This window comes from Paraburkholderia sp. A1RI_3L, from assembly GCF_048957895.1.
GTDB lineage: Bacteria > Pseudomonadota > Gammaproteobacteria > Burkholderiales > Burkholderiaceae > Paraburkholderia > Paraburkholderia kururiensis.
This window is the reverse complement of the sequence record NZ_JARCHA010000080.1, coordinates 1-468: the sequence shown is the minus strand read 5'-3', so window position 1 is coordinate 468 and position 468 is coordinate 1. Positions and strand designations below refer to the sequence as shown.

Annotated in this window: 1 protein-coding gene; it reads left to right on the top strand. The window is 68.4% G+C overall.

What is annotated here, in order from left to right:
- Positions 1-19: 19 nt before the first annotated feature.
- Positions 20-468 (top strand): tetratricopeptide repeat protein (locus PXJ20_RS32985; RefSeq protein ID WP_421057522.1); only part of this gene is annotated, 449 nt, incomplete at its 3' end.

Sequence of the window (468 nt, the reverse complement as noted above, 5' to 3'; positions counted from 1 at the left end):
GCTCGATCCGCGCCTGCCGATGCTCCGCAACAACATGGGCGCGGCGCACCTCGAACTGCGGCAATACGGGGAGGCAAAGGCGCTGCTGGAAGCCACACTCGCCGACGAGCCGGACCACGCGCTCGCCTGGACCAACCTCGCCACCACGCTGCTGCGCATGGGCGAGACCGGCGACAGTCTGGTGGCGGCCGAACGCGCCTGTGCGCTCGCGCCGAACTACATCAATGCGCTGCAGACGTATTCGTACGTGCTGCGCGAGTGGCAGGAATTTCCGGCTGCGCTTGCGGTGGCCGAACGTGCGCTTGCGCTCGACCCGCAGAATGCTTCGCTCCTCTGGACCGTCGCCATGCTGCAACTCATGCTGGGCGACTACGGGCGGGGCTGGCAGAGCCACGAGGCACGCTGGCACGGCTCGCCCGAATTGCGCGACGTTGTGCCCAACATCCCCGCGCCGCGGTGGAACGGCGA